The following is a 22,270-nucleotide window of genomic DNA, read 5'->3' on the forward strand; positions in this document are numbered from 1 at the left end:
TCCCGGCGCGCGGCCGCCAAGCGCGCGGCACGCGCTCACCTGGGCGGCACGCGCTCACCTGCGCGGAAGTCCGGTGACCGGCCGCTCCTCGAGGTGGACTTCCGAAGCAGTTGTGCCCGGAACGCCCCGGCGCAGGCTGAACCGCAGCCGCAGCCGCAGCCGCAGCCGCAGCCGCAGCCGCAGCGGCAGTGTGGTGGCGCAGCTGCCTTACCTCGTGGCAAACGCCTGGCGCGCGGCGGCGCGCAGCTGGTGGAGCCCCGGCAGATGGGCTGCCGAAGCGCGCCGGTAGATCAAGGCCAGCGAGGAGGCAGGAAGAGGCTGCTGCAGGCGCAGCACGTGCAGTCGCGCCGCAGCCAGGTGCTCCCGGGCAAGTTCGAGGGGCGCGATGGTCAGCCCCAGTCCGGCCGCGCTCAAGCGCACGTTGCCGTCGAGATGGGTCGCCTCGATCGCAGGCTGCGGCGGCTGGACACCCGCCAGATGGAACATCCCGTCCACGGCACGCCGCAGGTGGGTGGACGCGGGCGGCAGGATCCAGGGCAGCGCCAGCAGTTCACTCCAGGGAAGTCGGCGGCGCACAGGCGGGCAGAGCGCAGGCGCAGCCAGCACCACCACCTCTTCCTCCCGAAGCCGCTCCACCACCAGCGGCTCGGTGTTGGTGCCGGCGAAGTCGCCCGCCGCGTACAGCGTGATCAGCGCCTCGATCTGCCCAAGGAGAAGTTGCTCCAGCAGCAGCGAGAGGTGGCCGTCGCTGACTCGCACGACCAGGGGCAGCCGCGCCGCATCGACGCGCGGCAGCGCCGAAAGCAGTTGGGGAAGTACCCGCGCCACGATGTACGGCGAGGCCCCGAGTGCCAGGCGAGCACCTGGCAGCGGCTTCGCGTCGCCTCCGTCGGCGGCAAGTCCCTGCAGTTCCTGCAGCAGCAGGCGCGCATGGGCGATCAGGCGTTCGCCCCGGGACGTGGGAATCATCCCGCGCGGAAGGCGCTCGAACAGCACCGCGTCGAGCAGGGATTCAATTTCCCGCAGGGCCTTGCTCACGGCCGCCGCGGAGAGGTGCAAGCGCGTGGCGGCGAGGCGCACGCTGCCGCAATCGGCCACCGCACAGACCATTTCCAGTTGGCTGAAGCGCAGCCGCGCATAGCGCTGGTAGTGACTCATGAGGCAGGCGAAGTGTCAACCGAAGGTGAACGCAGTTTCCGAGAAGTCGCTTGGACGGTCAACGCGCGGCTTCTAGACTGGGGCACATGGACACACTGCGTCGACTGATGGTTTTCTCGGGCCTTGGTCTGGCTCTCACGCCCTTGCATGCGCAGGCCCCCTGGCCGGTGCCGGGCCGGCCGATCAGGCTGGTGGTGCCCGCGCCTGCGGGTGGTCCCGGCGACGTCGTCGCGCGCATGCTTGCACGCGAACTCGGCGAGAGCCTCGGGACGCCGCTGCTGGTCGACAACAAGCCAGGAGGCGCGAGCATCCCCGGCGCGATGGATGTGGCGCGGTCCGCTCCCGACGGACACACGCTGCTGTTGACCCTCAACACCACGCACACGCAGGTACCGCACCTGTACGCGCGAGTGCCCTTCGATCCTTTTGCCGATTTCACGCCGATCTCGCCGGTCTACCGCGGCCACTCGATCCTTGTGGCGCACCCGTCGTTTCCTGCCGCCAGCCTGCCGGAGGCCATCGCGCGCAGCCGCTCACAGTCCGTGGCGTTCGGCTCGCCCAGCCCGGGAACGACGGGCCACCTCTACATCGAGATGCTGAACGCCGACCATGGCGCGCGCTTCGTGCACGTTCCGTACAAGGGCTCCAGCCCGGCCCTGCAGGACCTGCTGGCGGGGCACCTGTCCCTGCTGTTCGATTCGCCTGCCACGTCCTTGCCCCATGTACGCGCCGGTCGGCTGAAGGCGCTGGCGAGCACCGGGCCCACCCGCCTCGCGGCAGTGCCCGACGTGCCCACCGCAGGCGAGCAGGGCATCGGCGGGCTCGACCGCGGCACCTGGATGGGCGTGTTCGGCCCGGCGCGGCTTCCACAGTCCGTGGTCGCGCGATTGAACGAAGCGATCGCACGGACGCTGAAATCGTCGCAGCTGCGCGCGCAGTTCGCCGCCATGGGCGTGGAGCTCGAACCGGCCACGCCGGAAGCTTTCGCCAACCTCATTCGCGCCGACTACGAGAGCTGGGGGCAGTTGATCCGGCGCATCGGCTTGAAGCTCGATTGACACCGTCATGAACGCCTCACCGCAGGACGACCTCATGCTGCGCCGCATCGCGGCGCTCGAAGCCGAACTGGTGCAGGTGCAGCGGCGCCTGGCCCGCGCCGAAGACATCGAACTGATCAACAAGCTGACGCGCATCTACGGCTACTACCTGGACAAGGCGCTCTGGGACGAGCTGCTTCCGCTGTTCACCGACGACTGCGAAGTGGAGATTTCCGCGCTCGGCGTCTACGTGGGTCGGGCGCAGCTCGAGAAGCTGTTCAAGGAATTCCTCGGCCAGGGCCCCGCACGCAGCGGCCCGAACGGCCTGTTGTGGGGCCAGCTGTACAACCACATGATGGTGCAGGGGGTGGTGCACGTCGAAGAGGACGGCCGTCGCGCGCATGGGCGCTGGCGCTCGTTCATGCAGTTGGCCGAGTTCGGCAAGTACGGCCGGTGGGGAGAGGGCGTCGAGACCTTCTCGTATGAAAAGGACGACAGCGGCCGGTGGCGGATTGCCAGGATGCACTTCTACCGGACGTTCCACACGCCCTACGAGGAAAGCTGGGCCACTGCGGTGTCTGCCAGGGGCGGCCTGCTGCAGGCCGTCCGGCCCGACCGTCCGTCCACGGAGAACTACGAGCCCTGGCCGGGTGTGTACATCCCGCCGTTCCACTACCCCAACCCGATCACGGGGCGCGCCTGGGTACCGGTGCCGCCGGCACGCGAGCAGGATCGCGGCGAGCGCTCCTGATCGGCCTGCGCGCGCTGAGGTGCTCTGGCCGCGCCCGGGCGCCGGTTCCGCATCTGCATCTCATCCACCACGCAGCCGAGACACGCGCCTGCGGCAGCAACTTGAGTCCCTTGTTACCTCCGGCACGAATGGTTGACCTCGGGCGCTCCCTAGCATGGCCTTTCAACTTTGGAGGTTCCAGCATGAAGAAGGCAGGCATTCATTCGTCCCGCGCAGTCGCCGTCGCCCTGGCGGCGGTGCTGTCCTCGCAGGTGCCGTTCGCGCAGGCCGAGATCGTCGATACCGACGCGCTCGCCGCTCCGACGCAGGCCGACCTGGACCGCGCCAAGGTGCGCGAGTTCATGGACCGCGCCAACGTCAAGGAGCGCATGCAGGCCATGGGCATCACCGGCATCGTGGCGCGCGACCGGGTCGCGTCGCTCAGCGAGGCGGAAGTGCATGCGATGGCCGAGCGCATCGAGACCATGCCCGCGGGCGGCGCCCTCACCACGCAGGACTGGATCCTGGTCGCGCTGGTCGCCCTGCTGCTCGTCGTGGCGCTCTGAGTGCCGGCGCAAGCGATGCGTGCGCGCTGGCGGGCAGCCCTGCTGGCGCTCGCCTTTGCGGGCCTGTCCGGCTGCGCCTCGTTCCAGCCGCCGCCCGAGTGGGGCAGCGGCCTGGCGGGGTCGGCGCGCGTCGAGCGCGTCGAGCTGGCGTCCGTGCCCTTCTTCCCGCAGGAGGAGTTCCAGTGCGGCCCGGCTGCGCTCGCCACCGTGCTGCAGAACGCCGGCATCGCGCGCACGCCCGAGCAGCTGGTCGAGCAGGTGTACCTGCCGCAGCGGCAGGGCAGCCTGCAGGTTGAACTGCTCGGCGCCTCGCGGCGGGCGGGCGCCGTGCCCTACGTGCTGCGCGCCCAGCCGGACGAGTTGTTGCGCGAGGTGGCCGCCGGACATCCGGTGGTGGTGCTGCAGAACGTGGGCTGGCTCACGCCGCAGTGGCACTACGCGGTGGTGGTCGGCTACGACCTCGCCGAAAAGACGCTGACGCTGCGCTCCGGCACCGAGAAGCGCATGGTGATGCCGCTCGAGGATTTCGACCGCACCTGGGCCAAGGGCGGGCGCTGGGCCTTCGTGGCGCTGCCGCCGGACCGGCTGCCGGCCACCGCGAACGAGGCCGACTGGGTGGCATCGGTCGCGACCTTCGCGCGGGTGTCGCCGACCCACGGCCCGACCGCCTACCGCACCGCGCTCGGCGCCTGGCCGAAGAACCTGTTCGCCCGCCTCGCGCTGGGCAACTCGGCCTATCGACAGGGACAGCTCGGCGAGGCGGCGAGCCACTACCGGCAGGCGACGGTGGACCACCCGCAGTCGGCCGACGCCTGGAACAACCTCGCGCAGGCCCTGCACGAGCAGGGCCAGTCGGCCGACGCCGCGCAGGCAGCCCGCCGCGCCGTTTCCATCGGCGGCCCGCGCATGGCGACCTACGCGAAGACGCTGAGCGCGATCGAGGCCGGCGGGACGCGGACGCAGTGACGCCGTGACGCCGTGATCGGCGACCGCGGCGGGTTGCGCCGCGCCGCGGACGGCGGGAGCAGCCGTGGCAGGCTCCTGGCTGCTGCTGCCTCGCATCGGGCTGCCCAGACTGCCGCGCCGCGGCCAGGCCGCCTCAGCCTCCGATGCGGTGCGCGAGCGTGCCGTCGCTTGCGAAGCTGCGCAGGTTCTCCACCGCGCCGTGCACGATGCGGGCGACCGTGGCGGGGCTGCCGGATCCGCCGAAGTGCGGCGAGATGATCAACCGGGGACAGCCCCACAGCGGGTCGTCCGCCGGGAGCGGCTCGGGGTCCACCACGTCCAGCGCGGCGCCCCCCAGGCGGCCGGCGTGCAGCGCATCGGCCAGCGCCTGCTGGTCGAGCAGCCCACCGCGCGCCACGTTGACCAGCAGCGCGCCGGGCCGGCAGGCGGCGAGCGCCCGCGTGTCGATGAGGTGCCGCGTCTGGGCTGCGAGTGCGATCGCCAGCACCACGGCGTCGCTGCGGCCCAGTGCTTCGTGCAGTGCCTCCAGCGGCAGCGCTTCATCGACCAGGCCGTCCCAGCGGCTTGCGCGCGAGAGCCCCAGCAGGCGCGCGCCGAAGGGCCGCGCGCGCCGGGCGAACTCCTTGCCGATGTGGCCGTCGCCCACTACGGCCACGGTCTTTCCCTCCAGCGACCAGGCGGCAGAGGCGGGCGGCACCCGGTCCCAGCGGCGCTCGGCCTGCTGCGCCAGCACCTGGGGAATACGCCGGCCCAGTGCGAGCAGCAGGGCCATGGCGTGTTCGGCGACCGCCGGCGCCGCGGCGCCGGGCGCCTGGCCGAGCTGCACGCCGGACGGCAGCCCGGCGGCCTCGAAGCCTTCGCGGCCGGCGCTGATGAAATGCAGCATGCGCACGCGGCTGCCGGCTGCGGTCAATGCCTCCACGACCTGGCGCGCATCGCCCTCGGGCGCGTCGGCCAGCACGGCGGCTTCGGCGCCATGCAGCGCGCCCAGGAAATCGGGCAGCTGCTCGACGATCTGCAGCTCGATGCCGGGCAGCGCCTGCAAGGCCTTGGTGAGTTCCTGCCTGGCCAGTTGGAGCCGGGCCCAGTAGACGGTGCGCATTGCGGAAGTCCTTTGTCGTTGCGGTCTGGTCAGGCGCGGCGGACCGGGTGCGCGCGCAGTGCGTCTTCGTCCACCTCGGCGCCCCAGCCGGGGCGGTCGGGCACCCGCAGGGCGCCGTCCACGAGTTCGGGCGGGTGGGTGACGAAGCTGCGGGTCCAGGGGGCTTCGTCGGGGCGCAGTTCCATGATGCGCAGGTTCGGCACCGCGGCGCAGAAATGCAGGCTCATGAGGTTGCCCAGCTCACCCACCGGGTTGTGCGGGGCGACATGCGTCTCGTGGGCATCAGCGAGCGTGGCGATGCGCAGCGATTGATGGACGCCGTTCCACAGCGGATCGACGATGGCCGTGTCCACGCCGCGCCCGGACAGGTAGGGGCGGTACTCCTGCAGGCCGTGCAGCGATTCGAGCGACGCGATGGGCGTGCGGGTGCCGCTGCGCACCAGGGCCAGCGCCTCGGGGTCGCGCACGTCCAGCTCCAGCCAGAACAGGTCCAGCGGTTCAAGGCGCCGCGCGATGCGCAGATAGCCTTCGGTGCGTTGACTGAAACTCAGGTCGAGCATCAGTCCGCAGTCGGGGCCGATGCCCGCCCGCAACGCGAGGAGCTGGTCCTCGATGGCCTGGAGCTCGCGCGCGCCGATGCTGCGTTCGAGCACGCCCGCTCCGATGCGAAAGCCGCCGTTGAACATGACGGGCCCTGCGTCGCCGAAGTACACCGGGTTGGTCTTCACGGCACGGAAACCCTGGGCCAGCGCCTCCCGCCCGAGTCGGGTGAAGTCGTCGAGCGTGCGCACCGGCTCGTAACCCAGGCGCTCGTACAGCGCGGCGTGGCGCACGCGGTAGCTGCCGCAGTGCGTCCAGTACACCGGCACCGTCTCGCGCAGCGGACCGCCGAAGAGCCGGCACACCGGCACTCCCAGCGCCTTGCCGGCGATGTCGAGGCAGGCGTTCTCGATGGCTGCCACCGCCTGGTGCGACAGCCCGCCGCCCACCAGCCGCGTGGTCACGAGCAGGTTCTCGCTCACGCGCGCCCACTGGCGCGGATCCATGCCGATCGCGTGCCGTCCGAAGCTGTGGATCAGCGGGGCCAGCGTGCCGCCGGAGAAGCCGTCGTAGAACTCGGACCATCCGACCAGACCCTCGTCGGTGCGCAGCTTCAGGTAGGAGCAGGTGCGATAGCCGCCGTCCGCTTCCAGGGTTTCGAGCCCGACGATCTTCATGGCGAGGCGGCCGCACCGTTCACGTGGCAGGCAGGTGTGCGCGTGGCGAAGGTGGCGACGCCGGCGATCGGGGGCGCCTGTAATCGGGCGCTCCCGAGCGCACGCAGTTGCGGCGCACGCACCGACCACCGCATCGGCTCACGCACCGAGCCGTTCACCCGTTCTGGTGCCACCAGCGTCGTCAGCCGCCGTACCAGCCGTCCTGCCGGCCGCGTCACTTGGCCATCGCCAGAGCGGGTGCCGGGGCGCTGGCGGGTGCCGGCACCGTCGCGCGCTCGGCATGCCGCATCTGCTCGTCGTAGGCCGCCTGCCACTCCACCGTGTCGGGCGCTTCGAAGTAGCCGCTGCGCGCGCCCATCATCACTTCGGGCTGCTCCACGCCAGGCGCCTGGCCGGTTTCCGCAAAGGCCCGCGCAGCCTGCAGTGCGCGCCGCCGGGTGCGCGCGATCATCAGGTCGCCCGGACCGAGGTGCTCGCGCCCGTGGTCGGTGATGGGGCCCATGCTCTCGGTGACCGCCTGGTCCTGCAGGCCGATGTGGTCGATGCCCGAGTAGATGCGGTTGGTGCGCTGCGCCTCGCGATCGATCAGCCAGTCGTTGGTCTCGTCGGCGACGACGCGCCAGCGGTCGAGCCAGCCGGTGCCGCGCGGGTGGAAGTCGGGTTGCGGCCGGCTGCCCCCCAGGGGCTGTCCGTGTCGCAGCGGCTCGTTGGTGTTGCGCAGGTTCGGCACGCGGCGCCGCCAGAAGATCATCATGGTGTGATGGTCGTCCAGCGGCACCCAGGCGCGCGCCTGGATGTTCACCGGGAAGTCGCCCTGCGGCGTCTGCGTCCAGAACGGGTACATGTAGTTGGCGAAGCGCCAGTACGTGGTCTGCGGCCGCACGGTGCGATAGGCGCCGTAGTTGGTGCCCCAGGGCGTGTCGCGCACGTGGTACTGGGGGGCACGCTCGGAGGCGGTGTGCTCCAGCGGATGGCCGGGCGGGACGTCCTCGGGATCGAGGTGGCCCACGTGCAGGAAGCCGAAGTGCGAGGTGTCGATGTCGCCTTCGAGTGCCTGCATCCAGTTGCAGCTGCGCATCATGAAGCTGATGTCCACCTCGCCCTCGGGCAGCAGCGTGGCCTCGACCTGCGGCAGCGGCGGCGGTGCCTCCTGGCGCGGCCCCATGTAGACCCAGATGATCCCGTTGCGCTCGGCGACGCGGTAGGCACCGGCCTTCACCTTGTCCTTGAAGCACTGCGCCGGCGGAATGCTGGGCATATCGACGCAGCGGCCCTCCACGTCGAACTTCCAGCCGTGGTAGATGCAGCGGATGCCGCCTTCCTCGTTGCGCCCGAGGAAGAGCGAGGCGTTGCGGTGCGGGCACATGTGGTCCATGACGCCCACGCGGCCGTGGGTGTCGCGGAACGCGATCAGCTTCTCGCCCAGCAGCATGAGCCGCATGGGCGTGCCGTCGGCTTCCAGCTCGCTCGACTGCGCGGCCGGAATCCAGTACTGCCGCATGAAGTTGCCCATGACCGTGTCCGGTCCGACCCGGGTGAGGTCTTCGCTGTCCTTGCGTGATTTCATCGTGCGTGACTCGGAAAAAGGGAAAACAAGGGGAAACGGCGGCGCACTCAGAGCGACTGCGGCTTGTAGCCGCTGGCGCGGGCGAGTTCGCCGAATTTGCGCCGCTCGCGCGCGAGGTACTCGGCGAGCTGGCCGCCGTCCATCGGCAGCAGGGTCATGCCCTGGCCGTCGAGCTTCTGCTTGGCTTCGGAGTTGCCGAACATCGGCTGCAGCGCGGCGTGGATGCGGGCGGCCTGGTCGCGCGGGAAACCGGCGGGGGCGAACAGGCCGGTGGCGTTTTCGATGACCACGTCCAGCCCGGCCTCCTTCATGGTCGGCACGTCCGGCACCAGCGGCGAGCGCTGTGCTCCGCTGGTGGCCACCAGCTTGATCTTGCCGCTCTTGTGCATCGGCACCAGCGGGCTGGTTCCGGTGATCAGCATGGGCAGGCGGCCGGAGCTCAGGTCGATGATGCCGACGCCGCTGTCCTTGTAGTGCACCGCGTTCATCGGCACGCCCGCCGCGATCGACAGGGCGATGCCGGCGAAGTGCGAGGACGAGCCCGCGCCCGGTGCCGCGCCGTACACGGCGGCCTGCCCCCTGTCCCGCGACCAGCCGATCAGCTCGCGCAGGTTGCCTGCATTCGTCATCGGCCCGGTGGCCAGCCCCAGGTCGAACCAGCTGATGCCGGCGATGGGCGTGAAGTCGGCGACCGGGTCGTAGTCGAGCTGGGTGTAGATGTGCGGGTAGATGGCGAACAGGCTGCTGGTGGACAGCATGAGGGTGCGCCCGTCGGGCGCCGCGCGCTTGAGTTCGCCCAGGGCGACGCGGCCGCCGGCGCCGAGCTTGCTGGAGACGACCACGGGCCGCCCGAGCGCCTCGCGCAGGTGGTCGGCTACGAGGCGCGCCGTGAAATCGACGGATGAGGCGGCGCCGACCAGGATGGTGATGGGTGCCTTGTCGTCCGACTGCGCGAAGCTGCTGCTGGTGGCCATCGCCAGGCCGCCGGCGGCCAGGGTCTTGAGGGTGGTGCGACGGTTCTGCATGGTGCGTGTCTCCGTGCGAGGCGCTCAGGCGTCCTGCCGGACGAAACCGCTGGCCTTGGCCAACTGCTCGAAGTGCTTGCGCTCGGCCGCATGCGACGCGGCCACCTCCTGCGGACCGGCCTTCCATGGCGTCATGCCCTGGCCGGCCAGCTTCTCGCGGACGTCCGGCTTGTCGAGCATCGGGGCGATGGCATCGTGCAGGCGCCGCACCTGCTCGGGCGACATGCCCGCGGGGCCGAACACGGCGGTGGTGGTGGAGGTGCTCACGTTGACCCCCGCCTCGCGCGCGGTGGGCACCTCGGGCACCAGCGGCGAGCGCTTGTCGCCCGACACCGCCAGGATGCGGATCTTGCCGGCCTTGTGCATTTCCACCAGCGGGCTCAGCCCGGTGATGAGCATGGGCAGGCGCCCGGCGGCGAGATCGACGATGCCGACGCCGCTGTCCTTGTAGGCGACGTGCGTCATGGGCACGTCGGTGGCCATGCTCACGTTGATGCCCAGGAAGTGCGAGAGCGATCCATTGCCCGGCGCCGAGCCGAACACGGCGCTCCCGGCGGGTCGCTTGCGCTGCCATTCCATCATTTCCTTGAGCGTCGTCGCGCCGCTCTGCGGGCCGGCGGCGATGGCGACGTCGAAGGAGCCGATGCCAACGATGGGCGTGAAGTCGCCTACCGGGTCGTAGTCGAGCTTGTTGTAGACCTGCGGATAGATGGTGAACGGCCCGCTGGTGGCGAAGACCAGGGTGCGCCCGTCCGGCGCGGCGCGCTTGGCTTCGCCCAGCGCGACCCGCTGCCCCGCGCCCAGCTTGCTCACCACCACCGCGGGGCGGTTCAGCGATTCGCGCAGCTGCTCGGCGATCAGGCGCGCCGTGAAATCCATCAGCGATGCCGCCCCCACCAGCACGGTGGTCGGCGAGTTGTCCTGCCCGAACACGGGCGCTCCGGCAACGGTGAGGGCGCCGGCGGCAATGCCCTGGAGCGCGGTGCGGCGAGTCGTCATGGGAATCCTCTTGGTCTCGATGGGTGGAGGGAATCCGGCGGCAGGTGGGCCGTCAGAACGGGCTGTCGAGGGCGGCCAGCGCGGGCCACTGTCGATCGGCGGGGAACACGTATGCGGGCTCGTCTGCGCAGGGCCAGGGGATGGCCAGCGCCGGGTCGTTCCAGAGCAGGCCGGCGGCGAAAGCGCGGTCGTTGTAGTCGGTGAGGCGGAAGGTGATCTCGGTGTCGGGCTCGAGCGTGCAGAAGCCGTGCGCGAAGCCGGGCGGCACGTGCAGCTGCCGCCAGTCGCCCTCGCGCAGCTCGACGCTGGCGTGCGCGCCGTAGGTGGGCGAGTCGCGCCGGATATCGACACACACGTCCCAGATGCGCCCGCGTGCCACGCGCACCACCTTCACCTGCGCGTGCGGCGGCCGCTGGAAATGCAGGCCGCGCACGGTGTGCCGCAGGCGATAGCGCGAGGCGTGCTCCTGCACGTACGTCCCGCCCGCACCAACGCGCTCGAACCCGCGCGCGCTGTAGTAGACGCTGTAGCGCCCGTGCTCATCCGAGCTCTGTTCGGGCTCGAGCACGAAAAGGCCCTCGGGCCCCAGCGGGGTTGTCTCCATGTGCTTGCCGAATTCCTGTGCGGACGGTCTTGATCTGGATCAAAATATAATTCCATTTTTGGATTTACGGCTCCAATCAACCCTCGGGATATCCCGGGCATCCCCGGTCATTCCGGTCATCCGCACCGCACTACGCATGGCTCAACTCGTCCTCGGCATCGGCACCTCCCATACCCCCATGCTCAATGCACCGGTCGAGGACTGGGGGCGTTTCATCGAGCGCGACCGCATGCGCCAGCACCTCACGCGCGAGGGCCGGCCGGTCTCCTACCAGGAGCTCGAGCAGCTGGCCGGCCCCGGCATGGCGGCGCAGATCACACCCGAGGTGTTCGCGCAGCGCCACCAGGCGGCGGCCGCAGAGGTCGAGCGGCTGGGCGCGGTGCTGCGTGCCGCACGGCTGGACACGCTGATCGTGGTCGGCGACGACCAGAAGGAGCTCTACGACGACGGCAACATGCCTGCGATCCTGCTGTACCGCGGCGCCAGCATCCGCAACGTGCCGCTGCGCGAGCATCCCGGCCCCGACTGGGCGCGCGCCGCCTCTGCGCGCTACTTCGAGCCGGACAGCCCGCGCGAGTACCCGGTGGACACGCAGCTGGCGATGCATCTGATCGGCGAACTGATGGAGGAGTTCGACCTCTCCTGCGCCGACCGGCTGGCCGACGGCCAGGGCGAGGGGCACGCCTTCGGTTTCGTGCACAAGCGCCTGCTGCAGGGCGCCGACTTGCCGGTGGTGCCGGTGTTCCTCAACACCTACTACCCGCCCAACCAGCCGACGCCCGGGCGCTGCTGGAGGCTGGGCCAGGCCATCCGGCGCGCCGTGGAGCGGCACCCCGGCGACGCGCGCGTCGGCATCCTCGCCTCGGGCGGCCTGAGCCACTTCACGGTCGATGAAGAGCTGGACCAGCGCGTGATCGAAGCGCTGCGCGCCAAGGACGGCGCTGCGCTCGGCGCGCTGCCGCGCGAGCGGCTCAACGCCGGCAACTCCGAGATCCGCAACTGGATCTGCATGGCGGGGGCGGTGGAACACCTCGCGCTGCGGCACCTGCAGTACATCCCCGCCTACCGGACACCCGCCGGCACCGGGACGGGCCTGTGCTTCGCGCACTGGGATTGACCGGACCGGCCGACGTGACGCACACACGAATGTCCATGGCAAGAGCACCCGCCGGGGCCCACGCATGACGACCCACGGCGACGACCCGGGACTGGTGACCCTCGCGCTGCGGCTCGACGCCATCCGGCGGGCGGCCGACGGCATCCACCTGCTGGAATTCGTGCGCCCGGACGGCGCACCGCTTCCGCCGTTCACGGCCGGCGCGCACGTCGATCTGCACCTGCCGGGCGGGCTGGTGCGGCAGTACTCGCTGTGCAACCCGCCGCACGAGACGCACCGCTGGGAGCTGGGGGTCAAGCGCGACGCCGCCAGCCGCGGCGGCTCGCGCTGGCTGCACGAAGATCTGCGGGTCGGATCGCAGCTGCAGGTGGGGCTGCCGCGCAACCATTTCCCGCTGCACGAGGACGCCGCTTCTTCGGTGCTGATCGCCGGCGGCATCGGCATCACGCCGCTCGCCTGCATGGCGCAGCGCCTGCAGGCCCTGGGGCGGCCCTTCGCGCTGCACTACGGCGTGCGCCAGCGCCAGGACGCGGCCTTGCTGGACCGCATCGATGCGTCGGCGCTGCGGCTGCACGTGGATGCCGAGCACGGCGGCGCGCCGCTCGATGTCGCCCGCGTGATCGCACAGGCGCCGGCCGAGGCCCACCTGTACTGCTGCGGACCCGGACCGATGCTCGACGCGTTCGAAGCCGCCGCACGCGCGCAGGGCCGCCCGGCCGACAGGGTGCACCTGGAGCGCTTCGCCCCGGTACAGCCCGCCGCCGTGGGAGGCGGCTACACGGTGCGGCTCGCCCGCGCGCAGCAGGAGGTGGAGGTGCCCGCGGGGCAGACCATCCTGGAAGCGCTGCGCCTGCACGGCATCGAGGTGCCCGCTTCGTGCGAGCAGGGCATCTGCGGCACCTGCGAGACCCGCGTGCTGTCGGGCACGCCCGACCACCGCGACTCGCTGCTGTCCGACGAGGAGCGCAGCAGCAACCGCGTGATGATGATCTGCTGCTCGGGCAGCCGCGATCCGCTGCTGGTGCTGGACCTGTGAGGCCCCTGCCGTGGCGGCGCCGCTAGACTCGCCCGCTGACCGATTCATGAGGAGAGGTGCGGTGGGACGTCCTGCGCGCCACGAGAAGCCGGTGCTGCCGGACTATTCCGAAGGCATCCAGATCAAGACCGAGGACGAGGATCCGCGCTTCAACAATGCGCTGGCGCGCGGCCTGGCCATCCTGCGGGTGTTCCAGTTCGACCAGGCGCTGCTGGGCAACAACGAGATCGCCGAACTCACGGCCATTCCCAAGGCCACGGTCTCGCGCCTGACCTACACGCTCACGCAGCTGGGCTACCTGCGCTATCGCGAGGCGTTCGGCAAGTACGAGCTGGCCGCCGGCGTGGTGGGCCTGGCCTACCCGTACCTGGTGAACATGCCGGTGCCGTCCATCGCCCGGCCGCTGATGGAGGAGCTGGCCGAACGCAGCCGCACCAACGTCGGCCTGGCGGTGCAGGAGGGCCTGAGCATGCTGTACCTCGAATACGCGCTGGGCGAGACCAACCCCAGCCGCCGGCAGCGCGTGGGTTTTCGCGTGCCGCTGGTCCGCACCTCCATGGGCCGCGCGTGCATCGGCGCCATGGACCGCGCCGCGCGCGCGCGCCTCTACGACGAGCTGCGCGCCAGCTACCGCAAGGAGTGGCCGGCGCTGCAACGCGAGCTCGACGAGGCGGTGCTCCAGGTCGAGACCCGCGGCTGGTGCGTCGCGGCTGCCACCTTCGATCCGTTCACCGGCTCGGTCGCGGTGCCCTTCGTGCACGGCGACGGGCGCACGCTGCTGGCCTTCAACTCGACGGCGTCGGTGCGCACCCAGACGCCGGCCGTGATGGAGCGCAACGGCAAGCGCCTGCTCGAACTTGCCGCCGAAGTCCGCCGGCGGCTGCTCACCGCCAGCCCGGCCCCGAAGCTCGGCCTGGGGTGAGCTGCCGCCCTTCCCTGCTTGCTGTCTTCATTCCACTTCCCGCCGCCATGACCGCGAATCCACGCGCTTCCGATCACGCCGAGGACGATGCTGCCGCGCCGGTCGTCTCGACCACGCTGGGCCGCTTGCGCGGGCGCCTCGTCGCGCCGCCGGGGCAAGCGCCGGTGCATGCCTTCACCGGCATCCCGTATGCGGCCCCACCGATAGGCCCGCTGCGCTGGCGGCCGCCGCAGCCGGTGCAGCCCTGGCCGGGGACACGCGAGGCCACGGGCTTCGGCCCCGACCTGCCGCAGGCGCCGAACGCGCGGCTGCGCGGTCCGCACCAGGACGAGGACTGCCTCTACCTCAACGTCTGGACGCCGGCCCGGCATGACGGCGCCGCGCTGCCGGTGCTGGTGTGGATCCACGGCGGCGGCTTCGTGGGCGGCAGCGGCTCCGACGCGCGCAGCGACGGCGCGCGCATGGCCGCCGAGGGTGCCGTGGTGGTGAGCGTCAACTACCGAGCCGGCCTGTTCGGCTATCTGGCCCACCCGGCGCTCAGTGCCGAATCGCCCGAGCGCGTGAGCGGCAACTATGGGCTGCTCGACCAGCTGGCGGCGCTGCGCTGGGTGCGCGAGCACATCGCGGCGTTCGGTGGCGACGCCTCGCGCGTCACTGCGTTCGGCGTGTCGGCCGGCTCGGCATCCATCGCACTGATGCTGGTCTCGCCACAGGCGCGCGGCCTGTTCGACCAGTGCATCCTGCACAGCCCCGGCGCCGGGCGGCCGCTGGCGAGCCTGGAACTGGCGGAACGGACCGCGGCCGAAGCGCTCGGAGGCGACCTCGCCGCCCTGCGCGCCCTGCCGGCGCAGGCCCTCTTCGAGCGCACGGGGCGCATGTCCCCGCGCGTGCGCGGCCTCACCACCCCGCGCGTGCTGCGCCCGATCCGCGACGGCTGGCTGCTGCCCGAAGACGAGCGGCCGGCCCTGCGCGCCGGCCGCTTCCAGCGCCTGCCCACCATCGTCGGCAGCAACCTGGACGAAGGCAGCCTGCTCACGCGCGACTGGCCTCAGCGCGACCTGGCAGCCTGGCGCACGCTGGTCGAGGCGAATTTCGGCGCTGCGACGGACCAGGCGCTCGCCCTGTATCCGGCGGCAGACGACACCCAGGTGCGCGCGCGCGTGGCCGAGCTCTTCGCCGACACGCAGTTCAACTACGGCACGCGCCTGATCGCGCAGGCCATGGCAGGCGCCGGGCAGCCGACCTGGCGCTATCTCTTCACGCGCCGCGGCGCCGGCCAGCCCGACGGCCCGCACCATGGTGAAGAGGTGGCGCACGTGTTCGGCAACCTCGGCGAGGCGGCGCAGCCGATGGATGCGGCGCTGTCGGATGCGATGCGGCGCGCCTGGGTGCGCTTCGCGGCCACCGGCTCTCCCGAGGCCGCCGGATCGCTCGACTGGAAGCCGTATCGCCCCGCGGACGACAACCACCTCGCCTTGGGCGACGCGATCGCGCCGGGACACGGCTGGCGTGCGGAACCCCTGGACTTCCTGGAACGCTTCTACGGTTGATCCTCGGCGGGCGCGGCACGACCGGATCGGAACGCTGCTTACGTTTCCACGCCGCGGCAACCGCAGCAGATTCCAGGGTGGCAGGCTTGCAGCAGCAGGACACAGGCGATCGCTGCTGCGGCCGCTGCTGCCTTCGCTGCGCGGCACGCCCGACACGCAGGCGCAGTCGGGAGGCTCAGTCGCCCAGAAACAAGGCCTGCAGGTCCGACAGGAAGTCGAAGCCGCGCACGGTCGGCTGCACATGGTCGAGCGTGCGCACCACCAGCCCCTTGCGCTCGGCCTCTTCCAGCGGCGCCTGGATGGCGCTCACGGGCAGCCCCGTGCGCTCGGTGAACGCGCGCAGGGCAAAGCCCTCCTTCAGGCGCAATGCGTTGAGCATGAATTCGAAGGGCAGCTCGGCGCGGGCGACCTCGTGCTCCTGGGCGAGCGGCGTTCCCGCGAGCGCCTTCTCCATGTACATGCGCGGTTCGCGCCAGCGCACCTGGCGCACCACGCGGTGCGGGAAACTGAGCTTGCCGTGGGCACCGGCGCCGATGCCGAGGTAGTCGCCGAACTGCCAGTAGTTGAGGTTGTGCCAGCAGCGGTGGCCGGGCCGCGCATACGCCGAAATCTCGTAGCGCTGCAGGCCGGCGCCCTCGGTCATCTCGGTGATGCGGTCGAGCATGGCGTAGGCCGTGTCCTCGGGCGGCAGCTGCGGCGGAAACTTGGCGAAGTAGGTGTTGGGCTCGAGCGTCAGGTGGTAGATGGACAGGTGCGGCGGCAGCATGGCCAGCGCCTGGGTCACGTCGCACTCGAGCTGCGCCAGGCTCTGGCCGGGCAGCGCGTACATCAGGTCGAGATTGAAGGTGTCGAAGGCAAGCTGCGCCTCCTCGCACGCCGCGATGGCCTGGGCGCGGTCGTGGACGCGGCCGAGCGCCTTCAGGTGCGCGTCGTCGAAGCTCTGCACGCCGATCGACAGGCGGGTGACCCCGGCGGCGCGGAAGGCGCGGAAGCGGTCCTTCTCGAAGGTGCCTGGATTGGCCTCGAGCGTGATCTCGCAACCGGCTTCGAGCCTGCAGCGCGCCCGGATGTCGCCCAGCAGCCGGTCGATGCCCTCGGGCGAGAACAGGCTGGGCGTGCCGCCGCCGATGAAGATGCTGTGCACCGGGCGCCCCCACACGAGCGGCAAGGCACTGTCGAGGTCGGCCACCAGCGCATCGAGGTAGGCGCGCTCGGGCAGTTCGCCGCGCGACTCGTGCGAGTTGAAGTCGCAGTAGGGGCACTTGCGCAGGCACCAGGGCAGGTGCACGTAGAGCGACAGCGGCGGCAGCGCGCCGAGCTGCAACGTGCCCGGGCGCAGGTAGTGCTGCGTGGCGTCGGTCACCAGCGCTCCCGCATCAGCCGGGCCATCTGGCGGGCGGCCTGCCCGCGGTGGCTGTGGGCGTTCTTGACCTCGGGCGGCAGCTCGGCGAAGGTCTTGTCGAACGCCGGAAGGAACATCACCGGATCGAAGCCGAACCCATTCGTGCCGCGGGGCTCGCGGGTGACCTCGCCTGCGGCGCGGCCGACGGCGATCAGCGGTTCGGGATCGTCGGCGCTGCGCAGCGCGACCAACGTGCTCACCAACGCGGCGCTGCGGTTTTCGACGCCGCGCATCTGCTCGAGCAGGGCGCGCACGTTGTGCTCGTCGCCCTTGGGGTAGCCGAACTGCGTGGCGTAGAAGGCGGTATCGACGCCCGGCAGCCCACCGAACGCATCGACGCAGAGGCCGGCGTCGTCGGCCAAGGCCGGCAGGCCGCTCGCGCGGGCGGCGTGGCGCGCCTTGGCCAGCGCGTTCTCGACGAAGGTGCGGTGCGGCTCCTCGGCCTCGCCGATGCCGAGCGCGGCCTGCGCAACCAGGGTAATGCCCAAGGGCGCGAGCAGCTCCTGCAGCTCGGCCAGCTTGCCTCGGTTGTTGGAGGCGAGAACGAGCTTGGGGGGCACGTCAGTGCTCCAGGACGCGGCGAGGCGTCCGATTGCCGCGACCGCTCGCGCAGGCAAGCCGGTCCACGGCGCGACCCGCTGCGGCGCACTGCGGGCGCGCGCGCCGCGGGCAGGAGATCCTGCAGGTGCTGTGCGTCAGGGCCATCACGTCAGGCTCGTTGCAAACCCGCAAACGGCTGCGCGAGCGCCAGCCGCTGCAGCTCGACCAGTTCGGCGATGCCCTTGTCCGCCAGGCGCAGCAACGCGTCCATCTCGGCGCGCGTGAAGGCGACGCCTTCGGCCGTTCCCTGCACTTCGACGTAGTGGCCGGCGCCGGTCATCACCACGTTCATGTCGGTGTCGCAGGCCACGTCTTCGACGTATTCGAGATCGAGCAGCGGCGTTCCCTGCACGATGCCCACGGACACTGCAGCGACGGGCATGCGAATGGGCGAGGCGGCCAGCTTGCCGCTGGCCAGCAGCACGGCCACCGCATCCTGGGCCGCCACGAACGCGCCGGTGATGGCGGCGGTGCGGGTGCCGCCGTCGGCCTGCAGCACGTCGCAGTCCAGCGCGATGGTGCGCTCGCCCAAGGCAGCGAGGTCGAACACTGCGCGCAGCGAACGGCCGATGAGACGCTGGATTTCCTGGGTGCGCCCGCTTTGCTTGCCCCGCGCCGCCTCGCGGTCGCCGCGCGTATGCGTGGCGCGCGGAAGCATCCCGTATTCGGCCGTGACCCAGCCCTCGCCGGATCCGCGCTTGTGCGGCGGAACGCGCTCCTCCACGGAGGCGGTGCACAGCACACGGGTCTGGCCGAACTCGACCAGCACCGAGCCTTCGGCGTGAATGGTGAAGCCGCGCGTGAGGCGCACGGGGCGAAGCTGGTCGGCGGCGCGGTTGCCGCTGCGAACGAAGGCTGTCATGAAGGAGAGAGGCTTTCTAGCTTTTCCGGGCGGCCGAGCGCCGGATGGCTTCGTTGATTTCGGCGATGGAACGCTCGATGGCCGCGTCGTCGAGGTCGTCGATCAGCGTGTCGAGCACACCCGACTGGATGGTGGAGGCGAAGACGCCGTCGCTGATGCTGTCGGTGGAGACGCCGTGGCTGGACTCGAACGCGTCGGGCGTTTCCCATTCGAGCGCGACAACGGTGACGTTGTCCGAGTGCGGGCCGCCGCTGCGTAACGCCGCCTCGACCAGGTCGGGCACCGCATCGGAGACCGGCTTGGCCGACAGCTGTCGCACGATCTCCGCGTCCGAAAGGCTGCCCCAGAGCCCGTCGGAGCACAGCAGCAGCTTGTCGCCCTGCTGCAGGCTCATGGGGCCGGTCACGTCGAATACCGGCTTGGTCGGCGAGCCGAGGCAGGTGAACAGGATGTTGCGGTTCACCTGCTCCAGGCGGATGACGCCGGCAGCGTGCTGCTCCAGGTAGGAGTGGTCGCGCGTGCGCGTCAAGAGCTGGCCGTCGCGCACCAGGTACAGGCGCGAGTCGCCGCAGTGCACCCAGGTGGCACCCGAGCCCTGCACGACGGCGGCCACCAGGGTGGTGCGGGGCGTATCGAGCATGCCGCGCTCGCTGGCATAGCGCACGATCTGCTGGTGCGCGGCCATGAGCGCGGCGGCGAGGAATTCACCGGTGTTGCGCACCTGCGGGCGCGCTTCGCGCTGGAACAGCGCAGAGACGGTCTGCAGCGCGAGCTGTGCGGCGACCTCCCCCTCGGGGTGCCCGCCCATGCCGTCGGCCAGCACGAACAGGCCCGATTCGCGCGTGTAGCAATAGCCCATGCGGTCTTCGTTCTTCTCGCGACCGCCTTTGCGGCTCACCTGGAACACCGAGAACTTCATGATCGAGCCTCCGCGCTCATTTGGCCTTGGCGCCGAAGGCCGTGACCCCGCGCACCGTCTTGCGGGTGTCGGAGACGATGTTGTCGATCTGCAGCCGCATCTTCTCGGCGACCGTGAGCTTGGTGTAGCGGCGCTCCCCTTCCCGGCTGAGTTCTTTCTGGAGGGCGAAGACGGACTGCGGCCGGGACAGTGCATCCAGCGACATGCACCACTCCACCACCTCGATGAGGTTGTCCGAATAGACACCGCGAAGGCGCGAGAGAGCCAGGCCCAGGCGGTCCTTGTCGAGGCGCTGCGGCGCGTCGTTGGGCGGATAGCCCTGCATGCAGGCGTAGATGCAGGCGCCGATGGCGTAGATGTCGGTCCAGGGGCCCATGGACGAATCGCGCCGGTACATCTCGGGTGCGGCGAAGCCGGGCGTGTACATGGGCCGGATGAAGTTGCCCTCCTTGGAGAGAACCTCGCGCGCGGCGCCGAAATCGATCATCACGGCGCGGTTATCGTCGGTGATGAAGATGTTGGCGGGCTTGATGTCCAGGTGCAGCATCTTGTGCTGGTGAACGATGCGCAGCCCGCGCAGGATCTCGTCGAATAGCGAGCGGATGGTGGACTCGCGAAAGACCTTCTGCTTTTTCAGCTCGCGGGCGGTGATGACGAAGTCCTGGAGGGTCGCGCCCTCGAGGTAGTTCATCACCATGTAGACGGTTTCGTTTTCGCGAAAGAAGTTGAGCACGCTCACCACCGATGCGTGCGAGATCTGCGCGAGTGCCCGGCCTTCCTCGAAAAAGCTCTTGAGACCGAGGCGATAGAGCGACAGCTTCTCCGGCGCCACCTGCGGCAGCAGCTCGCCCGGGGACCGGCTGGCGAGCGAGGACGGCAGGTATTCCTTCACCGCCACCTGCTGGCCTTCGCTATCGACGGCCAGGTAGACCATGCCAAAGCCGCCCGCCGAAAGCTTGCGCACTACCCGGTAGCCACCGATGACGGTGTCCGGCGGCAACGGCGCAGGTTTGACCTTTGACATAATTTGGGGCTTGGCGGGCCAAAGACACAGGGCCGTCGAACACCGCATTCCGCCCCGTCCACGACCCCTGAGAATCCTCGATGGCAGTTTACAGCATGACCGGTTACGCAAGCGCCCAACTGAGCGGCGCCCGGGAGCCGGCCGGCGGCGAGGACAGGGTCGCTTCGCACGCCCGCCTGGGCATCGAACTGCGCTCGGTCAACAGCCGCTTCCTCGACCTGTCCTTCCGCCTCTCCGAGGACCTGCGCCAGCACGAACCGGCGCTGCGCGAGCTCCTGCAGTCACGCTTGAAGCGCGGCAAGGTGGAGGTGCGCGCCGGCATGGAGACGACCGGCGACGACGCCGTGCGAGAACCTGCACCGCGCCAGCTGCAGCGGCTCGGCGCGCTGCAGGACATGGTGCTCGGATGGCTGCCGCAGGCGCGTCCTCTGAGCGTGTCGGACGTGCTGCGCCTGGCCGGCGACGGCCCCCGCGCGGGCGACTTCGGGCCGTCCCTGCAGCAGCTGGCGCGACAGGTGCTCGACGAGCTGCTTGCGGCACGCGCTCGAGAGGGGGCGCGGCTGGTCGATATGCTGCGCGGCCACCTCGGGCAGCTGCGCGCGCTGGCCGAACAGGCCCGCCCCCTGGTGCCGCAGCTGGTCGAGCAACAACGCAATCGATTCCTCGAACGCTGGCAGGAAGCCATGGCGCTGGGCGGCCAGTCGGGCGGCGCCTCGTCCTCCGAAGCCGCGCAGGACCGGGCGCTGTCCGAAGCGACCGCCTTCGCGATCCGCATCGACGTGGCCGAAGAACTCACGCGCCTGGCCGCGCATCTGGACGAGATCGAGCGGCTGCTGGACAAGGGCGGCGAGATCGGCAAGCGGCTCGACTTCCTGATCCAGGAGCTGCACCGGGAAGCCAACACCCTGGGCTCCAAGTCGGCTGCCCTGGAGCTCACCCGCATCTCGGTGGACATGAAAGTCCTCGTCGAGCAGATGCGCGAGCAGGTGCAGAACATCGAGTAACCTCACCCATGGACTATCCCGGCAACCTGTTCGTAGTCGCCGCCCCCAGTGGGGCCGGCAAGTCGAGCCTGGTCAAGGCCCTGATGGAGCTCGACTCGCAGGTGCAACCCTCGGTCTCGCACACCACACGCGCTCCACGCGGCCAGGAAAAGCACGGACGCGAGTACTTCTTCGTCTCTCCCGGCGAATTCGACTCGATGGTGCTGGGCGGCGCTTTCGTCGAATGGGCGCACGTGCACGGCAACCGCTACGGCACGTCCAAGAAAGCCATCGAGGAGCGCATCGCCACCGGCGCCGACGTCGTGCTGGAGATCGACTTCCAGGGCGCCCTGCAGATCAAGCGCATCTTCACCAACGCCGTGCTGGTCTTCATCCTGCCGCCGAGCTGGGACGAACTGCGCTCGCGCCTCGAGCGCCGCGGCGAAGATTCCGCCGAGGTGATCGAGATGCGACTGAAGAACGCGGCCGAGGAAATGGCGCAGGTCCGGGAATTCGACTTCGTTATAATCAACGAGTTGTTCGAGCGCGCGCTCTTCGATCTCAAAGCTATCGTTCACGCGCAGCGACTCAAGTTCTCGGCCCAGCGCCGCACCCGGGCCGACACCTTCAAGGCCCTCAACATCCTCTGAAATTCCTGGAGCAGCGAGAAAATGGCCCGTATCACCGTTGAAGACTGCCTGAAAAAGATTCCGAACCGCTTTCAGCTCGTGCTGGCCGCCACCTACCGCGCGCGAATGCTGAGCCAGGGGCACGCACCCAAGATCGAAAGCAAGAACAAGCCGGGCGTCACGGCACTGCGCGAAATTGCCGATGGCAAGGTCGGCCTCGAAATGCTGAAGAAAGTACCGGGCTGACACCGACAC

General features: G+C 70.3%; 23 protein-coding genes. 11 read left to right on the forward strand and 12 right to left on the reverse strand.

Annotated features, from left to right (window positions below; genetic code table 11):
- Window positions 1-207 precede the first annotated feature (207 nt).
- Window positions 208-1,158 (reverse strand): LysR family transcriptional regulator, encoded by a 951-nt coding sequence (locus WG922_RS05040; protein WP_340281092.1) that lies wholly within the window; start codon window positions 1,156-1,158, stop codon window positions 208-210.
- Window positions 1,159-1,244: 86 nt separating this feature from the next.
- Here WG922_RS05040 and WG922_RS05045 point away from each other — a divergent pair, with 86 nt between their 5' ends.
- The 4 genes from WG922_RS05045 to WG922_RS05060 all read left to right on the forward strand — a co-directional run bounded on the left by WG922_RS05045 (window position 1,245) and on the right by WG922_RS05060 (window position 4,457).
- Window positions 1,245-2,216 (forward strand): Bug family tripartite tricarboxylate transporter substrate binding protein, encoded by a 972-nt coding sequence (locus WG922_RS05045; protein ID WP_340281093.1) that lies wholly within the window; start codon window positions 1,245-1,247, stop codon window positions 2,214-2,216.
- Between the two features lie 7 nt (window positions 2,217-2,223).
- Window positions 2,224-2,946 (forward strand): nuclear transport factor 2 family protein, encoded by a 723-nt coding sequence (locus WG922_RS05050; RefSeq protein ID WP_340281095.1) that lies wholly within the window; start codon window positions 2,224-2,226, stop codon window positions 2,944-2,946.
- 182 nt (window positions 2,947-3,128) lie between these two features.
- Window positions 3,129-3,491, forward strand: coding sequence for a PA2779 family protein (locus WG922_RS05055; RefSeq protein ID WP_340281097.1), 363 nt, complete (start codon window positions 3,129-3,131; stop codon window positions 3,489-3,491).
- 15 nt (window positions 3,492-3,506) lie between these two features.
- Complete coding sequence (locus WG922_RS05060; protein WP_340281098.1) at window positions 3,507-4,457, forward strand: PA2778 family cysteine peptidase; 951 nt, start codon at window positions 3,507-3,509, stop codon at window positions 4,455-4,457.
- Window positions 4,458-4,590: 133 nt separating this feature from the next.
- Here WG922_RS05060 and WG922_RS05065 read toward each other — a convergent pair whose 3' ends face one another.
- The 6 genes from WG922_RS05065 to rfbC form a co-directional block, all read right to left on the reverse strand.
- Entirely contained in the window at window positions 4,591-5,559 is a 969-nt protein-coding gene (locus WG922_RS05065; RefSeq protein ID WP_340281099.1) for an NAD(P)-dependent oxidoreductase, read from the reverse strand.
- A 29-nt stretch (window positions 5,560-5,588) separates the two neighbouring features.
- Window positions 5,589-6,776, reverse strand: coding sequence for a mandelate racemase/muconate lactonizing enzyme family protein (locus WG922_RS05070; protein WP_340281100.1), 1,188 nt, complete (start codon window positions 6,774-6,776; stop codon window positions 5,589-5,591).
- A gap of 214 nt (window positions 6,777-6,990) precedes the next feature.
- Window positions 6,991-8,343: a Rieske 2Fe-2S domain-containing protein gene (locus tag WG922_RS05075; protein WP_340281101.1), complete on the reverse strand. Its 1,353-nt coding sequence runs from the start codon at window positions 8,341-8,343 to the stop codon at window positions 6,991-6,993.
- A gap of 47 nt (window positions 8,344-8,390) precedes the next feature.
- Complete coding sequence (locus WG922_RS05080; RefSeq protein ID WP_340281102.1) at window positions 8,391-9,368, reverse strand: Bug family tripartite tricarboxylate transporter substrate binding protein; 978 nt, start codon at window positions 9,366-9,368, stop codon at window positions 8,391-8,393.
- 24 nt (window positions 9,369-9,392) lie between these two features.
- Entirely contained in the window at window positions 9,393-10,367 is a 975-nt protein-coding gene (locus tag WG922_RS05085) for a Bug family tripartite tricarboxylate transporter substrate binding protein (RefSeq protein ID WP_340281103.1), read from the reverse strand.
- A gap of 52 nt (window positions 10,368-10,419) precedes the next feature.
- Window positions 10,420-10,971 carry a dTDP-4-dehydrorhamnose 3,5-epimerase gene (gene rfbC, locus WG922_RS05090; RefSeq protein ID WP_340281105.1) on the reverse strand — a complete coding sequence of 184 codons (552 nt, stop codon included), beginning with the start codon at window positions 10,969-10,971 and terminating at the stop codon, window positions 10,420-10,422.
- Between the two features lie 136 nt (window positions 10,972-11,107).
- On the opposite strand from rfbC, the gene WG922_RS05095 reads away from it, so the two are divergent.
- The 4 genes from WG922_RS05095 to WG922_RS05110 all read left to right on the forward strand — a co-directional run bounded on the left by WG922_RS05095 (window position 11,108) and on the right by WG922_RS05110 (window position 15,596).
- Window positions 11,108-12,088 (forward strand): DODA-type extradiol aromatic ring-opening family dioxygenase, encoded by a 981-nt coding sequence (locus WG922_RS05095; RefSeq protein ID WP_340281106.1) that lies wholly within the window; start codon window positions 11,108-11,110, stop codon window positions 12,086-12,088.
- A gap of 64 nt (window positions 12,089-12,152) precedes the next feature.
- Entirely contained in the window at window positions 12,153-13,124 is a 972-nt protein-coding gene (locus WG922_RS05100) for a PDR/VanB family oxidoreductase (protein ID WP_340281107.1), read from the forward strand.
- A gap of 61 nt (window positions 13,125-13,185) precedes the next feature.
- A complete protein-coding gene (locus WG922_RS05105; protein ID WP_340281108.1) occupies window positions 13,186-14,046 on the forward strand; it encodes an IclR family transcriptional regulator in 861 nt (286 codons plus the stop codon).
- Between the two features lie 47 nt (window positions 14,047-14,093).
- A complete protein-coding gene (locus WG922_RS05110) occupies window positions 14,094-15,596 on the forward strand; it encodes a carboxylesterase/lipase family protein (RefSeq protein WP_340281110.1) in 1,503 nt (500 codons plus the stop codon).
- A 175-nt stretch (window positions 15,597-15,771) separates the two neighbouring features.
- Here the strand turns inward: WG922_RS05110 and hemW are convergent, their stop codons facing one another.
- From hemW to WG922_RS05135, 5 genes are all read right to left on the reverse strand, one after another.
- Window positions 15,772-16,959: a radical SAM family heme chaperone HemW gene (gene hemW / locus WG922_RS05115; protein ID WP_340281111.1), complete on the reverse strand. Its 1,188-nt coding sequence runs from the start codon at window positions 16,957-16,959 to the stop codon at window positions 15,772-15,774.
- Window positions 16,956-17,558 (reverse strand): RdgB/HAM1 family non-canonical purine NTP pyrophosphatase, encoded by a 603-nt coding sequence (rdgB, locus tag WG922_RS05120; protein WP_340281112.1) that lies wholly within the window; start codon window positions 17,556-17,558, stop codon window positions 16,956-16,958. The genes hemW and rdgB overlap by 4 nt, the downstream gene beginning before the upstream one ends.
- 149 nt (window positions 17,559-17,707) lie before the next feature.
- Window positions 17,708-18,460 (reverse strand): ribonuclease PH, encoded by a 753-nt coding sequence (gene rph / locus WG922_RS05125; RefSeq protein ID WP_340281113.1) that lies wholly within the window; start codon window positions 18,458-18,460, stop codon window positions 17,708-17,710.
- A 16-nt stretch (window positions 18,461-18,476) separates the two neighbouring features.
- Window positions 18,477-19,379: a PP2C family protein-serine/threonine phosphatase gene (locus WG922_RS05130; protein ID WP_340281115.1), complete on the reverse strand. Its 903-nt coding sequence runs from the start codon at window positions 19,377-19,379 to the stop codon at window positions 18,477-18,479.
- A gap of 16 nt (window positions 19,380-19,395) precedes the next feature.
- Complete coding sequence (locus WG922_RS05135; RefSeq protein WP_340281117.1) at window positions 19,396-20,403, reverse strand: serine/threonine protein kinase; 1,008 nt, start codon at window positions 20,401-20,403, stop codon at window positions 19,396-19,398.
- 80 nt (window positions 20,404-20,483) lie between these two features.
- Here WG922_RS05135 and WG922_RS05140 point away from each other — a divergent pair, with 80 nt between their 5' ends.
- From WG922_RS05140 to rpoZ, 3 genes are read left to right on the forward strand one after another with little or no spacing between them, the layout of a single operon-like run.
- Window positions 20,484-21,407 carry a YicC/YloC family endoribonuclease gene (locus WG922_RS05140; protein ID WP_340281119.1) on the forward strand — a complete coding sequence of 308 codons (924 nt, stop codon included), beginning with the start codon at window positions 20,484-20,486 and terminating at the stop codon, window positions 21,405-21,407.
- A gap of 8 nt (window positions 21,408-21,415) precedes the next feature.
- Window positions 21,416-22,036, forward strand: coding sequence for a guanylate kinase (gmk, locus tag WG922_RS05145; RefSeq protein WP_340281120.1), 621 nt, complete (start codon window positions 21,416-21,418; stop codon window positions 22,034-22,036).
- Between the two features lie 21 nt (window positions 22,037-22,057).
- Window positions 22,058-22,261 (forward strand): DNA-directed RNA polymerase subunit omega, encoded by a 204-nt coding sequence (gene rpoZ / locus WG922_RS05150; protein WP_340281121.1) that lies wholly within the window; start codon window positions 22,058-22,060, stop codon window positions 22,259-22,261.
- The last annotated feature ends 9 nt before the right edge of the window (window positions 22,262-22,270 follow it).

It is taken from the genome of Ramlibacter sp. AN1015 (assembly GCF_037726105.1).
Lineage (GTDB): Bacteria > Pseudomonadota > Gammaproteobacteria > Burkholderiales > Burkholderiaceae_C > Ramlibacter.